14 protein-coding genes are annotated in these 13,654 nt (G+C 71.6%); 11 read left to right on the top strand and 3 right to left on the bottom strand.

Translation table 11 applies throughout. From position 1 onward, the window contains the following. Window positions 1-6 precede the first annotated feature (6 nt). The 10 genes from pafA (at window position 7) to IE109_RS24575 (ending at window position 10,052) form a co-directional block, all read left to right on the top strand. On the top strand, window positions 7-1,368 hold the full coding sequence (pafA, locus tag IE109_RS24620) for a Pup--protein ligase (protein WP_189553409.1): 1,362 nt from the start codon (window positions 7-9) through the stop codon (window positions 1,366-1,368). Between the two features lie 189 nt (window positions 1,369-1,557). Further along, entirely contained in the window at window positions 1,558-2,538 is a 981-nt protein-coding gene (locus tag IE109_RS24615) for an FKBP-type peptidyl-prolyl cis-trans isomerase (RefSeq protein ID WP_189553407.1), read from the top strand. Between the two features lie 46 nt (window positions 2,539-2,584). Beyond that, entirely contained in the window at window positions 2,585-2,956 is a 372-nt protein-coding gene (locus tag IE109_RS24610; RefSeq protein WP_189553405.1) for an FKBP-type peptidyl-prolyl cis-trans isomerase, read from the top strand. A gap of 136 nt (window positions 2,957-3,092) precedes the next feature. Next, window positions 3,093-4,049, top strand: coding sequence for a helix-turn-helix transcriptional regulator (locus tag IE109_RS24605; RefSeq protein WP_189553403.1), 957 nt, complete (start codon window positions 3,093-3,095; stop codon window positions 4,047-4,049). A 16-nt stretch (window positions 4,050-4,065) separates the two neighbouring features. Beyond that, complete coding sequence (locus IE109_RS24600; RefSeq protein ID WP_189553401.1) at window positions 4,066-5,022, top strand: helix-turn-helix transcriptional regulator; 957 nt, start codon at window positions 4,066-4,068, stop codon at window positions 5,020-5,022. Window positions 5,023-5,095: 73 nt separating this feature from the next. After that, window positions 5,096-5,344 (top strand): hypothetical protein, encoded by a 249-nt coding sequence (locus IE109_RS24595; RefSeq protein ID WP_308431389.1) that lies wholly within the window; start codon window positions 5,096-5,098, stop codon window positions 5,342-5,344. A 20-nt stretch (window positions 5,345-5,364) separates the two neighbouring features. Beyond that, on the top strand, window positions 5,365-5,562 hold the full coding sequence (locus IE109_RS24590; protein ID WP_189553398.1) for a hypothetical protein: 198 nt from the start codon (window positions 5,365-5,367) through the stop codon (window positions 5,560-5,562). A gap of 208 nt (window positions 5,563-5,770) precedes the next feature. Further along, the gene (gene tatA, locus IE109_RS24585; protein ID WP_189553396.1) at window positions 5,771-6,052 is read left to right on the top strand and encodes a Sec-independent protein translocase subunit TatA; all 282 of its coding nucleotides are present in this window, start codon (window positions 5,771-5,773) and stop codon (window positions 6,050-6,052) included. A gap of 49 nt (window positions 6,053-6,101) precedes the next feature. After that, window positions 6,102-7,058 (top strand): twin-arginine translocase subunit TatC, encoded by a 957-nt coding sequence (gene tatC / locus IE109_RS24580; RefSeq protein ID WP_189553394.1) that lies wholly within the window; start codon window positions 6,102-6,104, stop codon window positions 7,056-7,058. Between the two features lie 174 nt (window positions 7,059-7,232). Then, window positions 7,233-10,052: a DEAD/DEAH box helicase gene (locus tag IE109_RS24575; RefSeq protein WP_189553392.1), complete on the top strand. Its 2,820-nt coding sequence runs from the start codon at window positions 7,233-7,235 to the stop codon at window positions 10,050-10,052. 63 nt (window positions 10,053-10,115) lie between these two features. Here the strand turns inward: IE109_RS24575 and IE109_RS24570 are convergent, their stop codons facing one another. Both IE109_RS24570 and IE109_RS24565 read right to left on the bottom strand, forming a co-directional pair. Beyond that, entirely contained in the window at window positions 10,116-10,568 is a 453-nt protein-coding gene (locus IE109_RS24570) for an ABA4-like family protein (protein WP_189553390.1), read from the bottom strand. Beyond that, a complete protein-coding gene (locus IE109_RS24565; protein WP_229891518.1) occupies window positions 10,565-11,545 on the bottom strand; it encodes a hypothetical protein in 981 nt (326 codons plus the stop codon). Before IE109_RS24565 ends, IE109_RS24570 begins: the two co-directional genes overlap by 4 nt. Before the next feature lie 121 nt (window positions 11,546-11,666). Between IE109_RS24565 and IE109_RS24560 the strand changes: the two genes are divergently transcribed. Further along, entirely contained in the window at window positions 11,667-12,386 is a 720-nt protein-coding gene (locus IE109_RS24560) for a MerR family transcriptional regulator (protein WP_189553388.1), read from the top strand. Between the two features lie 379 nt (window positions 12,387-12,765). Here IE109_RS24560 and IE109_RS24555 read toward each other — a convergent pair whose 3' ends face one another. Next, the gene (locus IE109_RS24555; RefSeq protein ID WP_189553386.1) at window positions 12,766-13,617 is read right to left on the bottom strand and encodes a siderophore-interacting protein; all 852 of its coding nucleotides are present in this window, start codon (window positions 13,615-13,617) and stop codon (window positions 12,766-12,768) included. Between the last annotated feature and the right edge of the window lie 37 nt (window positions 13,618-13,654).

The raw sequence follows: 13,654 nt of genomic DNA, 5'->3' as shown, positions 1-13,654 counted from the left end.
TCAGTCATGGACCGCCGCATTTTCGGGCTGGAGAACGAGTACGGCGTCACGTGCACGTTCAGGGGACAGCGCCGACTGTCTCCTGACGAAGTGGCGCGCTACCTCTTCCGCCGTGTCGTGTCATGGGGCCGCAGCAGCAATGTCTTCCTGCGGAACGGCGCCCGCCTCTACCTCGACGTGGGTTCGCATCCGGAATACGCAACGCCGGAATGCGACAACGTGTCCGAACTGGTCACCCACGACAAGGCCGGGGAGCGCATTCTCGAAGGTCTGCTCGTCGACGCCGAACGCCGCCTGCACGAGGAGGGAATCGCGGGCGACGTCTATCTCTTCAAGAACAACACCGACTCGGCGGGAAACTCCTACGGCTGCCACGAGAACTATCTCGTCGCCCGCCACGGGGAGTTCTCGCGGCTCGCGGACATCCTCATCCCGTTCCTCGTCACCAGGCAGCTGCTCTGCGGCGCCGGCAAGGTGCTGCAGACCCCGCGCGGCGCCGTCTACTGCGTCAGCCAGCGCGCCGAGCACATCTGGGAGGGCGTCAGCTCCGCGACGACCCGCTCGCGACCCATCATCAACACCCGGGACGAGCCGCACGCGGACGCCGAGCGGTACCGCCGCCTGCACGTCATCGTCGGCGACTCGAACATGTCCGAGACGACCACGCTGCTGAAGGTCGGCGCCACCGACCTCGTCCTGCGCATGATCGAGGCCGGCACGGTGATGCGCGACCTCACCCTGGAGAACCCCATCCGGGCGATCCGAGAGGTCAGCCACGACATCACGGGACAGCGCAAGGTGCGGCTCGCCAGCGGGCGCGAGGCGTCGGCCCTGGAGGTCCAGCGCGAGTACTACGAGAAGGCCGCCGACTTCGTCGACCGGCGCGGCATCCGCACGGGCACCGTGGCGCAGGTCCTGGAGCTGTGGGGCCGCACGCTGGACGCGATCGAGGCGGAGGACCTCGACCGGATCGGCACCGAGATCGACTGGGTCATGAAGTACAAGCTGCTGGAGCGGTACCGGGCCAAGCACAACATGACCATGTCGCATCCGCGGGTCGCCCAGATAGACCTCGCCTACCACGACATCCACCGCCGGCGCGGGCTCTACTACCTGCTGGAGAGGAAGGGGCAGGCCGCCCGGATCTGCAACGACCTGAAGATCTTCGAGGGCAAGTCGGTGCCCCCGCAGACCACCAGGGCGCGGCTGCGCGGCGACTTCATCCGCCGGGCGCAGGAGCAGCGGCGGGACTTCACCGTCGACTGGGTGCACCTCAAGCTCAACGACCAGGCGCAGCGCACCGTGCTGTGCAAGGACCCCTTCCGGTCGGTCGACGACCGGGTGGAGAAGCTCATCGCCGGCATGTGAGCCCGGCGGCAGGCCGGGCCCCCGGGCCCGGCGGGGCGGGATCAGCGCTGTGAGGCGCCGTGCGTGCGTTGCTCGTGCGGCGCCTCACGTACGTCGTAGAGTCACGCCGTAGAGTGACGCGACACCCTCGCGAACTCGATTGCGAAGACCTGCAGACCCCGAGATCCCGACCAAGATACGAGGCATTCCGTGCGCCGTCGCTCCCTCCTTCTCGCCGTCCCCGCCGGCCTGCTCACCCTCGCGGGCTGCGGCGACGACAAGTCCGACAAGGCCAAGACCGACGAGAGCCCGTCCGCGTCCAAGGACCCCTCCACGAAGATCGTGGAGGGCCCGCTGCCCGCGGTCACCGCGGGCACGAAGTTCGGGCAGAAGCCGACCGTCGCGAAGGGACCGGGCACGCCGTCGGCCGACCTCGCGGTGAAGACGCTCATCCCCGGCGCCGGCCAGACGGTCGCCAAGGGCGACTACCTCCAGTTCGACTACCTCGGTCAGATCTGGGACACCGCCAAGGTCTTCGACAACTCCTACGACCGGAAGGCGCCCCTGACCAGCGCCATCGGCGTCGGCCAGCTCATCCCCGGCTGGGACCGGGCACTGCCGGGCAAGAAGGTCGGCAGCCGCGTCGAGCTGGCGATCCCGCCGGCCCTCGGCTACGGCACCCAGGGCAACCCGCAGGGCGGGATCAAGGGCACCGACACCCTGGTGTTCGTCGTCGACATCCGCGGCACCTTCAACGGCAAGAGCTCGTCGAAGGGCCGTGAGGTCGCCCAGGACAACATCGACCTGCCCAAGGTCGGCACCAACACCGACGGAGCGGCCCCGTCCATCGACGTACCGAAGAAGCCCGCCCCGAAGGGCCTGGTCGCGAAGTACGTCCTGGAGGGTGACGGCCAGGTGGTCAAGCCCACGGACAAGCTGCTGCTCCAGTACAAGGGCGTTCTGTGGGACGGCGGCAAGGAGTTCGACGCCAGCTACAAGCGCAGCGAGCTCGCCGAGTTCCCCCTGCAGAGCCTGATCAAGGGCTGGCAGCAGGGCCTCGCCGGCAAGAAGGTCGGCAGCCGTGTGATGCTCGTCGTCCCGCCGGAGCTGGGCTACGGCGCCCAGGCATCCGGGGACATCCCCGCCAACTCCACCCTGGTCTTCTCGCTCGACATCCTGGCCGTGATGTAAGACTGTCCCGGTTGATCAGTACATCGTCTGAGGAGCACTGTTTTACGTGAACATCGAGAAGCCCGAGGTCGACTTCCCGGGTGGCGAGCCGCCGAAGGACCTGGAGATCAAGGACATCTGGGAGGGCGACGGCGCGGAGGCCAAGGCCGGCGACACGGTCAAGGTCCACTACGTGGGCGTGGCCTTCTCCACCGGCGAGGAGTTCGACTCGTCCTGGAACCGCGGCACCCCGCTGCAGTTCCAGCTCGGTGTCGGGCAGGTCATCGCGGGCTGGGACCGCGGCGTGCAGGGCATGAAGGTCGGCGGCCGCCGCCAGCTGATCATCCCCGCGCACCTCGCGTACGGTGACCGCGGCGCGGGCAGCGCCATCGCGCCGGGCGAGACGCTGATCTTCGTCTGCGACCTGGTCGGCGTCTGACCGCACCTTTCCTTCACCCCGAGGGCCCGCGCCTCCCGGCGCGGGCCCTCGGTCGTGCCGCGACTTTTGCCGCGACACCCCGGGGCGGTACGTTGAGCGGGAAAAGTGACTCCATAAGAAGAGGTGCAGGGCGTCGATGGCCATTGCCAAGGCCGAGCGGCTGATGAATCTGGCGCTGTGCCTGCTGGGAACCCGGCGCCCGCTCAGCAAGCGGGAGCTGCGCGGCTCCATCGAGGCCTATCTGGAAGCCGGCTCCGACGACTCCTTCAACCGCATGTTCGAGCGCGACAAGGACGACCTGCGCGAACTCGGCCTGGTCATCGAGACGGTGGAGAACCTGGACGGGGAGACCGGTTACCTCGCCCGCCGCGACTCCAACCGGCTGCCCCCGATCCAGCTCGACGCCGAGGAGGCCGCCGCGCTCGGCCTGGCCGCCAAGGTATGGCAGCAGGCCCGGCTCGCCGGCGCCGCCAGCGGGGCCCTGCAGAAGCTGCGGGCCGCCGGCATGCCGGAGGCGGAGGACGCGTACGACACCCCGCACAGCGCCCTCGAACCGCGCATCCCCGTCCACGAGGCGGCCTTCGAGCCGCTGATGCTGGCCTGCCGCGACCGGCGTCCCGTCGTCTTCGAGTACCGCAAGGCCAACGCGGCGCGTCCCGAGACCCGTCATGTCGAACCCTGGACGTTGGAGTGCTGGCGCGGTCACTGGTACCTGGCCGGCTGGGACCGCGAGCGGGGCGCCGAGCGCGTCTTCCGGCTCTCCCGGATCACCGGCAAGGTCCGCTCGCGGGCCGGCGCGTTCACCGCGCCGGTACCGGACGTGTCGACCGTCCGCGAGACCGTCGAGAGCTGGGCGGGGGAGACGGCGACCCGGTCCGCCCTGATCCGGCTGCGCACCGACTGCGGTTACCCGCTGCGCGCCCGTGCCGTGTCGGTGCGGGAGCTGGGGGACGGCTGGGACGAGCTGGAGATTCCGTACGGGCACGGTCTGGACGCCTGGCTCGTGGAGTTCGGACCGGACGTCGTCGTACTGGAGCCCGCCGATCTGCGGGCCGACGTGGTGGACCGGCTGCGTGCCGTGGCCAAGGGCTGAGGGGGACGGGGACACGATGGCCGCGAACGCGATCGACCAGACCAGGCGGATGCTCTCGCTGGTGACCTACCTGCGGGAGCGCCCCGGCGCGCATGTCGGCGACGTCGCACGGGCGTTCGGCATTACCGAGGACGAGCTGATCTCCGACCTCGACGTGCTGCCCATGTGCGGGACCAGCTTCCGGGGCGGCGATCTGCTCGACATCGACACGGACGGCGAGCGGATCTGGTGGCACAACCCCGACGACGTCGCCGAGCCGCTGCGGCTCGCCGCCGACGAGGCGACCGCGCTGCTGGTCGCGGCCCGGGCCGTCGCCACCCTGCCCGGTCTGCGGGAGGGCGACCGGGAGGCGCTGCTGCGCGCCACCGCCAAGCTGGAGGCCGCGGCGGGTGAGGCGGCGGGCGCCAGCTCCCGGCTGTCGGTGACCTTCGAGTCCGAGGGTGGGGTCTTCGCCGAGGTCGACCGTGCCATCTCGGAGCGGCGCCGGCTGTGGCTGCGCTACTACTCGCCCGCGCGGGACGAGCTCACCGAGCGGGAGGTCGACCCGATCCGGCTCTTCGCCGTCGGCCACACCTACATGGAGGCCTGGTGCCGCCTGTCGGAGGCGCGGCGCACCTTCCGCCTCGACCGGGTGGCCGAGATCCGGCTGCTGGACGACCCCTCCGCGCCGCCCGAGATCGAGCTGCGCGACCTGTCCGAGGGACTGGTCCACCCGTCGGCCGACGACCCGGAGGTCGTGGTGGAGGTGGGGCCCGGCGGCCGGTGGGTGGCCGAGTACTACCCGCACGACAGCGCCGAGGAGCTGCCCGACGGCGGCCTGCGCATCACCCTGCGCACTCCTGACCCCGCGTCGCTCCGGCGGCTGGCGCTGCGGCTGGGCGGGGAGGGCCGGATCGTCTCGCCGCCGGAGCTGGCCGCGAGCGCCCGGCAGGCGGCCCGCGAGGCCCTGGCCGCGTACGAGGCCCGGGCGTAGGCGGCCCAGCCGGCCGGGCCGCGGTGGCGGGCAGCCGGCGAGGTCGCAGATGGAATGGAGGGATGTGTCCGTGATGCCCGGAATGGTGTCGTCGCCTTCGGCCCCGGTCCTCTTCAGGGCGGCCTGCCCCCGGTGCCAGGCTCGCTTCGAACTCTCGGCCGGTTCCTTCCGGCTCGCCATCGGCGCCAGCCCTCGGACCACCTTCTACTCCTTCACCTGCCCGGAGTGCGGCTCCGCCGTGCGCAAGCCCGCCGGTGAGCGCATCGTCGAGCTGCTCACCGGCGGCGGCGTGCGGACACTGCGCCTCCACTCCACCGTCTGAGCGTCGTCTAGGCTCTGCGCATGTTCTGGCCCATGCTCGCCATCGCCCTCGGGTTCCTCGGTATCGCCGTTCTCGGTGTCCTCGGCATCCGGGTGTTCATCGAAGCCGAACGGCTCGGCCGTCAAGTGACGCACACCACACGGCGCATCAACCGCGCCGCCGAGGACCTGGAGCGGGCGGCCACCGATCTCGCCCGCACCGGAGACGGCCTGCGCTGACGCGCGGTCTCCTCGCTCGCGGACGCGAGAGGTACGCTGCTGGCTCGGGCGCAGGTGCTGAGCGCCTGCCCGGAACGCGGAGTATGCACAGGGATTGCCCGACGTTTACCCGTGCGAGTTACGATCCTTGCAGCATGGGGCTGGACAACCGTCCGGTCGCACAGGTAGGTCCCACTCCCCCCAGCCGCCTCGGTGAGAAGGAAGCCACATGATCGGCAATCTGAAGCCTCTCGAGATCGTTCTGATCATCGTCGTCATCCTGCTGCTCTTCGGCGCCAAGAAGCTTCCGGAGATGGCGCGTTCGCTGGGCAAGTCGGCTCGCATCCTCAAGAGCGAGGCGAAGGCCATGAAGAAGGACGACGCCGAGTCCGCCCCGGCCCCCACGGACACCACGGCCCAGCAGCAGCCCGCGCCGCGCACCATCCAGGCCGCCCCCGGCGACGTGAGCAGCGCCCGCCCGGTCGCCGAGCAGAACACCACCAAGAGCTGACGCACACGCGCTGACGGCTGCCGCACTCGCACGAGACAAGGGAAGTGGGTTGCTCAAGTCTGCCCGCAAGCGGGAGAAGGACGACGAGGGGCGGATGCCCCTTGTCGATCATTTGCGTGAACTGCGGAACCGGCTGCTGAAGTCGGTCATCGCGGTGGCGGTAGCGGTGATCGTCGCGGCCTTCTTCCAGAAGGACATCTTCGAGTTCCTGATGCGGCCGATCCTGGAGTCGGTGGGCTGCGCACAGGGTCAGCTCGTGACCAGGGACGGCAGGCCGTGCGCGGACATGACGACCAACGGTCTCCTGTCGCCCTTCACCATCGCGCTGAAGGTCGCCCTGATGGCCGGCGTCCTGGTGGCGACCCCCGTCTGGCTCTACCAGCTCTGGGCCTTCGTGGCCCCGGGGCTGCACAAGAAGGAGAAGCGTTACGCGCTGGGCTTCGCGGCCCTCGGCGTCCCGCTCTTCGTCCTCGGGGCGTACGTCGCGTACACGATCCTTCCGCAGACCGCGGAGATCATGCTGAGCTTCACGCCGGAGGGCGCGAAGAACCTGCTCCCGCTCGACGACTACCTCGACCTGATCACCCGCATGGTCGTCGTCTTCGGTCTGGCCTTCGAGTTGCCGCTCCTGCTCATCCTGCTCAACTTCACCGGTGTCCTCACCGGCCGGCGCATGCTGCACTGGTGGCGCGGCATGATCATCGGCCTCACCGCCTTCGCCGCGATCGCGACCCCGGGGGGCGACCCCCTCTCGATGCTGCTGCTGGCAGGACCGCTCGCGGTGCTGTACTTCATCGCCGTCGGTATCTCCCTGCTGAACGACCGGCGCCGGCAGTTCACCAACCCCGACCGCGGCCTGAGCGAAGACGAAGCCTCCGAGCTGGACCTCACGCCCGAGGCCATCGGGGCCGTCGAGCCCGTCCCCTCGGCCCCCGCCCTGCCCGAGCAGGCGGACGGCGGCCGCTCGCAGCGACTGAACGGCAGCGGCTACGACGACATCACCTGACGAGTGCGCCCCGGCGCACGCCCATGCGGAACGAAGGCCCTCCAGGCGACCTGGAGGGCCTTCGGACGTGCCGGCGAGCCCGCGTCCCCGGGCCGGAGCTGCGTCAGGAGGCGTCCGGGGAGCTGGTTAAAGATCGGCTGACTGTCAGTGGCGGCGGGTAGGCTCGATAACAAGATGACAGAAGAACTCACACCCGCGGAAGCGTACGCAGCCGCCCGGCGCCGCGCCGCCGAGGAGGCGACCGCGCTCGCTCCATTCCGCGCCCTGTACGACTTCGAGCTGGACCCGTTCCAGATCGAGGCATGCCAGGCCCTCGAGGCCGGCAAGGGGGTACTCGTCGCGGCACCCACCGGCTCGGGCAAGACCATCGTCGGTGAGTTCGCCGTGCACCTCGCCCTCGCGCAGGGGCGCAAGTGCTTCTACACCACGCCCATCAAGGCCCTGTCCAACCAGAAGTACGCGGACCTCGTCAAGCGGTACGGGGCGGACAAGGTCGGTCTCCTGACCGGCGACAACAGCGTGAACTCCGAGGCGCCGGTGGTCGTCATGACCACCGAGGTGCTCCGCAACATGCTGTACGCGGGCTCCCAGTCCCTCCGGGGCCTGGGCTATGTGGTGATGGACGAGGTGCACTACCTCTCCGACCGGTTCCGCGGAGCCGTCTGGGAGGAAGTGATCATCCACCTCCCCGAGTCCGTGACCCTGGTGTCGCTCTCCGCGACCGTGTCCAACGCCGAGGAGTTCGGTGACTGGCTCGACACGGTGCGTGGCGACACCGAGGTGATCGTCTCCGAGAGCCGGCCCGTGCCGCTGTGGCAGCACGTCCTGGCGGGGCGCCGGATCTACGACCTCTTCGAGGAGGAGACCGACCACGGCGGCCGCGGGTCCGGCCGGCGGGAGGTCAACCCCGACCTGGTCCGCCTCGCGCGCATGGAGAACTCGCGCCCCATGGGCGGCCGTGACCGGCGCCGCGGCCGCGAGGCGGACCGCGAGCGCGAGCGGCGCCAGCGCTCGCGGATCTGGACGCCCGGGCGGCCCGAGGTCATCGAGCGACTGGACGCCGAGGGGCTGCTGCCCGCGATCACGTTCATCTTCAGCCGGGCGGGTTGCGAGTCCGCCGTACAGCAGTGCCTGTACGCGGGGCTCCGCCTGAACGACGAGGAGGGGCGCGCCCGCGTCCGGGAGATCGTCGAGGAGCGGACCGCCTCGATCCCCACCGAGGACCTGCACGTCCTCGGGTACTACGAGTGGCTGGAGGGCCTGGAGCGGGGCATCGCCGCGCACCACGCGGGCATGCTGCCGACCTTCAAGGAGGTCGTCGAGGAGCTCTTCGTACGCGGCCTGGTCAAGGCCGTGTTCGCCACGGAGACGCTGGCGCTCGGCATCAACATGCCCGCCCGCTCGGTGGTGCTGGAGAAGCTGGTCAAGTGGAACGGCGAGCAGCACGCCGACATCACGCCGGGCGAGTACACCCAGCTCACCGGGCGCGCGGGCAGGCGCGGCATCGACGTCGAGGGCCACGCGGTCGTGCTCTGGCAGCGCGGCATGGACCCCGGCCACCTCGCGGGCCTGGCCGGCACCCGTACGTACCCGCTGCGTTCCAGCTTCAAGCCGTCGTACAACATGGCGGTCAACCTGGTCGACCAGTTCGGCCGGCACCGCTCGCGCGAGCTGCTGGAGACCTCGTTCGCCCAGTTCCAGGCGGACCGGTCGGTGGTCGGCATCTCCCGCCAGGTCCAGCGCAACGAGGAGGGGCTCGACGGCTACCGGGAGGGCATGACGTGCCACCTCGGCGATTTCGAGGAGTACGCGCGGCTGCGCCGCGAGCTCAAGGAGCGTGAGACGGAGCTCGCCAAGCAGGGCGCGGCGCAGCGCCGGGTGGCCGCCGCCACGTCGCTGGAGCGGCTCAAGCCGGGGGACGTCATCCATGTGCCGACCGGCAAGTTCGCCGGACTGGCGCTGGTGCTGGACCCCGGCCTGCCGGCCGGCCGGGCCAACGGGCACCGCGGCTTCGAGCACCAGGACGGGCCGCGCCCGCTGGTGCTCACCGCCGAGCGGCAGGTCAAGCGGCTGGGGTCGATCGACTTCCCGGTGCCGGTCGAGGCGCTGGAGCGGATGCGCATCCCCAAGTCGTTCAACCCGCGTTCCCCGCAGTCACGGCGCGACCTGGCGTCCGCGCTGCGCACCAAGGCGGGGCACATAGAGCCGGAGCGGCACCGCAAGCAGCGCTCGGCCGCCGCCGACGACCGCGAGATCTCCCGTCTGCGTACCGCGCTGCGGGCGCACCCCTGCCACGGGTGCGACGAGCGGGAGGACCACGCGCGGTGGGCCGAGCGGTACCACCGGTTGCAGCGCGACACGCGGCAGTTGGAGCGGCGCATCGAGGGGCGTACGAACACCATCGCCCGCACCTTCGACCGGATCGTCGCGCTGCTGACGGAGATGGACTACCTGCGCGGCGACGAGGTCACGGAGCACGGCAAGCGGCTCGCCCGCCTCTACGGCGAGCTGGACCTGTTGGCCAGCGAGTGCCTGCGCGACGGCGTCTGGGAGGGCCTCAACCCGGCCGAGCTGGCCGCGTGCGTCTCGGCCCTGGTCTACGAGGCCAGGCAGGCGGACGACGCCGTCGCGCCCAAGCTGCCGTCCGGCAAGGCCAAGGCGGCGCTCGGCGAGATGGTGCGCATCTGGGGACGGCTGGACGCCCTGGAGGAGGACTTCCGCATCAACCAGGCGGAGGGCGTCGGCCAGCGGGAGCCCGACCTCGGGTTCGCCTGGGCCGCCTACCAGTGGGCCTCCGACAAGGGCCTCGACGAGGTGCTGCGCGAGGCCGAGATGCCGGCCGGCGACTTCGTCCGCTGGTGCAAGCAGGTCATCGACGTCCTCGGCCAGATCGCGGCGGCCGCGCCGAAGGAGAACAGCACGGTCGCCAAGAACGCCCGCAAGGCGGTCGACGCGCTGCTGCGGGGCGTCGTCGCCTACAGCTCCGTGGGCTGACCCCCTGTCGTACCCCGCACGAGGCCCGGCCGGGCTCCCCGGCCGGGCCTTCGTCATGTTCCGTCAGCGTAGGGCGGGGTGTGCGGGGTGGTGGGCCGGGGTCGGGGGTCTGGTCGCGCGGACGGCCAGGAAGAGCAGCAGTCCGACGGGGGACAGCAGGACGGTCAGGACCAGCAGCGGCCCGGTCAGCAGTGGGTGGAGGCCGAGGCGACGGGCTTCGAGGTACATCCACTGGCCGATCAGCAGGTCCCACGCGATGATCTGGGCCCAGACCGCGCCGGCGCCGTCGGCGAGGGCGACCAGGGCGCGGAACGTGTCCAGGTCCGGTTCGCGTACGGCGGTCCACAGCTCGGGAACCACCGATGCGGCCAGGCCGAGGTAGACCAGCAGGATGGGCACGACGGTGAGGGGGGAGGCGGCGATCCGGCGCGTCCAGGCCCAGTTGGGGGCCAGGATCATCAACAGCCAGACCGGCGCGGCCAGGTGGAAGGAGAGCTCGAAGAGGAAGACGGTCATGCCGCGTGCTCCCGTTCTCTGGGGGTGGGATGCATGGGGGCCGGGGGAGAGGACGGGTTGGGGGCGGGGCGGCGCAGCGCGGCCCCTGTCGCCGTCGCGATGACGGCCGAGGCCAGTGCCGCCGCCGTGAGCGTCACGCCGTCGGGGTGGACCAGCGGCTGCCCGCGCAGCGCCTGCCAGGTGAGCAGGGCGAGGACCGCCGCGTACGCCGCCGAGGCGACCAGCACCAGCCGGAGCCGGAGCCGCTCGTCGCGCAGCCGGGTGAGGCGCGGGGCCATGGCGAGGAGCAGCAGGGCCACCAGCGGGAGCACCTGCAGCGCGTGCATGCCCACGAAGTGCGGGACGCGCAGGTCGCCGCCGGTCGTCGACCAGCCGGTGAGGGGCATGCCCGGCCCGCCGTCCGGGACGCCGACGCTGTGCGCGCCGACCGTGTCGGAGGCGCTGTCCCGCTGGCCGGGCGACGGCAGCGTCATCAGGAAACCCAGCCCCGCGCCCGTCAGGGTGAGCACCGTGCTCAGCCTGATCGCCCAGGCGGAGGCCCGGTCCGCGAGCGGGGTGCGGAAGAGCAGGACGGCGACGACGAGCGTCGCGACCCACAGGGCGACGATGGTCGCCCCCATGACGTCGAACAGCGCGGCGTCGAAGGGCGTTTCGCGGTTGAAGTGACTGCGCTTGCCGCGGACCGCCTGTCCGGTGATGACCACCATCTCGACCGCGCCCGCCACCACGACGACCGTCCCCGCCCACCAGCCCGTCCGCCGGAAGCGCGGGAGCAGCGAGAGCATCCATGCCAGCGAGAGGCAGTAGGCGACGAAGGAGACGGAGAACTTCAACGGCTTGGACCACACGGGCGCGCCCACGACCACCCGGTCGTCGAGAACCAGACCCGCCGCTGACACGACGGCGAGGACCACCATCGCTGCCGAGAAGAGCGTCAACGGCCGGTGGAGGCCGGAAATCCGGCTGCGTAAGGACATGATCCCTGATCCCCCTGTGAGAAGAATGGATAGTGGCACTCTCCGCTATCCGGTAGTGGAACTATCTATGATGGACGGGGACCTGGCAAGGCCGGACGACGAAGAAGAAGGTGAGCGCCGCGTGCGCATCGGCGAGTTGAGCCGCAGGACCGGGGTGTCGGTGCCGACGATCAAGTACTACGTACGGGAAGGGCTCCTCCCGGCCGGACGCTTGAGCAGCCCCAACCAGGCCAGCTACGACGAGGGGCACGAACGCAGGCTGCGGCTCATCCGCGCGCTGCTGGACGAGGGCGGCCTGTCGGTGGCCGCGATCCGTGAGGTGCTGGCCGCGGTCGACGACACCGGCCGGCCGGTGCACAAAGTGCTGGGCGAGGCCGCCGACCGCCTGGCGTCACGCCCCGTCGGCGAGCCCGACGCCGCGCTGGAGGCGGCGCGGAACGCGGTGGCGGGGCTCCTCGCGCGGCGCGGCTGGCGGGTCGGCGTGAAGAGCCCGCAGGCGGAGGCCCTGGCCGGCGCGCTCGCGGCGCTCCAGCGGGTGGGGCACGGGGCCTTCCTGGAGATGCTGGACGACTACGCGGACGCCGCCGAGCGGGTCGCCCGCGCCGACCTGGCCTACGTGGCGCGCAACGCCAGGCGCGAGGACCTGGTGGAGAGCGCCGTGGTCGGAACCGTGCTGGGCGACGCGGTCCTGGCCTCCCTGCGACGGCTCGCGCACGTGGACGCGTCGGCCCGGGCGTACGGGGACGGGCCGGGGGACGGAAACGCGGGCGGCGGCGCGGTCGGGGGAGGCGACGCGGGCGGTGGTCGCGTCCAGGACGGTGGCGGTGGCGGTGGACGGTGACCGGGGCGGCGTCACGGAGCGGGGCGGCGGCGCGAGCCACGGTCAGGACGCGAGCGCCGGGGAGCCGGGAGCGGGGGCGGCGGCTGAACCCGCGCGGGCTCGGCCGGCCCTGGGGCGAGGCCCGGCGGACCAGGGGGCCGGCCGGGCGGCGGCCCGGCCGGTCGCCGCCTGCCCGGGTGGGGTGTCGCGACCGGACACGAGGGCGGCATGGGCAGGAGCCGCTGCGAAGTGATCCAGGGGTTCGCCCGGCTGGAGCCGGGCGAGCGCCGGACAGGGGGTCGAGCCCCGGCCGGGCGCCGGGGCGCGGGAAAGCCCCGGGGTGGCCGGGCCGCGCCAGGGGGCGTCGTGCCGCCGGTCGCGCCCCCGCCCGGCGCGTGGGTCAGGCGGCGGCCGACGGGGTCTCCTGCTCCCGCTCCACCTGCTCGTTCCAGTCGCGCTTGATCGCCCGCCAGTCCTCGTCCGTCTTGCCCAGGCGCCAGTAGCCCGAGATGGAGAGCCGCTCGCGGGGGATCCCGCGCTCCAGACGGAGGTGCCGGCGCAGGTCCTTGACGAAGCCGGCCTCGCCGTGGACGAAGGCGTGCACGTCGCCGGGCGGGATGTCCAGGCCCTGCACCGCGGCCAGCAGTGCCTCGCCCACCGGACGGCCGGCGCGGTGCAGCCAGCGGAGTTCCACGCCCGGCGGAACGGCGACCTTCTGCTCGTCGTCGGGGGACTCCACCTCGATCAACGCGTGTCCCACGGCGCCCCCGGGCAGCCGCTCCAGCGACGCGGCGATCGCGGGCAGCGCGCTCTCGTCGCCCACCAGCAGGTGCCGGTCCGCGGCCGGGTCCGGGGCGTAGCCGCCGCCCGGCCCCAGGAAGCGCACCGTCTCACCCACCCGCGCCCGGGCCGCCCACGGGCCGGCCAGGCCCTCGTCGCCGTGGACGACGAAGTCGACCGTCAGCTCCCGCTGGGCGGAGTCCCACGCCCGCACCGTGTACGTACGCGTGGTGGGCCACTGCTCGGGCGGGAACTCCTCGCGGATCCGCGTCATGTCGAACGGCTCCGGGTAGGTCACGCCCGGCGCAGCGAAGATCAGCTTGATGTAGTGGTCGGTGAACTCGTCCGCGGCGAACCCGTCGAGCCCCTCACCGCCGAGGACGACGCGCACCATGTGCGGCGTGAGCCGTTCGGTGCGCACGACACGCGCCTCGCGCGCCTTGGGTGCCTTGCGGGCCGGCTGTTCCGCCACGGTGGTCTCCCCGAAAGTGTGGTTGCTTAGGCTTACC

The sequence above is a fragment of the Streptomyces lavendofoliae genome (genome assembly GCF_014649735.1).
Classification (GTDB): domain Bacteria; phylum Actinomycetota; class Actinomycetes; order Streptomycetales; family Streptomycetaceae; genus Streptomyces; species Streptomyces lavendofoliae.
The sequence above is the reverse complement of the archived record's forward strand: the minus strand, read 5'-3'. Positions and strand labels throughout refer to the sequence as shown.

What these genes read in the sequence shown, in the direction of transcription:
- pafA (WP_189553409.1), top strand. Translation starts at nt 7, where the DNA reads ATGGACCGCCGCATTTTCGGGCTGGAGAACGAGTACGGCGTCACGTGC.
- IE109_RS24605 (WP_189553403.1), top strand. Translation starts at nt 3,093, where the DNA reads ATGGCCATTGCCAAGGCCGAGCGGCTGATGAATCTGGCGCTGTGCCTG.
- IE109_RS24600 (WP_189553401.1), top strand. Translation starts at nt 4,066, where the DNA reads ATGGCCGCGAACGCGATCGACCAGACCAGGCGGATGCTCTCGCTGGTG.
- IE109_RS24595 (WP_308431389.1), top strand. Translation starts at nt 5,096, where the DNA reads ATGCCCGGAATGGTGTCGTCGCCTTCGGCCCCGGTCCTCTTCAGGGCG.
- IE109_RS24590 (WP_189553398.1), top strand. Translation starts at nt 5,365, where the DNA reads ATGTTCTGGCCCATGCTCGCCATCGCCCTCGGGTTCCTCGGTATCGCC.
- tatA (WP_189553396.1), top strand. Translation starts at nt 5,771, where the DNA reads ATGATCGGCAATCTGAAGCCTCTCGAGATCGTTCTGATCATCGTCGTC.
- IE109_RS24575 (WP_189553392.1), top strand. Translation starts at nt 7,233, where the DNA reads ATGACAGAAGAACTCACACCCGCGGAAGCGTACGCAGCCGCCCGGCGC.
- IE109_RS24570 (WP_189553390.1), bottom strand. Translation starts at nt 10,568, where the DNA reads ATGACCGTCTTCCTCTTCGAGCTCTCCTTCCACCTGGCCGCGCCGGTC.
- IE109_RS24565 (WP_229891518.1), bottom strand. Translation starts at nt 11,545, where the DNA reads ATGTCCTTACGCAGCCGGATTTCCGGCCTCCACCGGCCGTTGACGCTC.